This is a genomic window from Aneurinibacillus sp. REN35, assembly GCF_041379945.2.
GTDB lineage: Bacteria > Bacillota > Bacilli > Aneurinibacillales > Aneurinibacillaceae > Aneurinibacillus.
This window is the reverse complement of sequence record NZ_JBFTXJ020000050.1, coordinates 1-252: the sequence shown is the minus strand read 5'-3', so window position 1 is coordinate 252 and position 252 is coordinate 1. Positions and strand designations below refer to the sequence as shown.

At 63.1% G+C, this 252-nt stretch carries 1 protein-coding gene; it reads left to right on the top strand.

The features are described from left to right. The coding region (locus AB3351_RS23625) for an alpha-galactosidase (RefSeq protein ID WP_371149555.1) at nt 1–252 on the top strand (252 nt) is incomplete at both ends.

The following is a 252-nucleotide window of genomic DNA, read 5'->3' as shown; positions in this document are numbered from 1 at the left end:
GTTTACGTCAAGTGGGACATGAATCGCAACATGACGGAGATCGGCTCTGCGGGGCTACCGCCGGAACGCCAGCGGGAGACGGCGCACCGGTACATACTCGGCCTCTACGAAGTGCTGGAGCGGCTGACGGGGGCGTTTCCGGACGTTCTGTTCGAGAGTTGCTCCGGCGGCGGAGGGCGCTTCGATCCGGGGATGCTCTACTATATGCCGCAGATATGGACGAGCGACGACACCGACGCGGTAGAGCGTCTC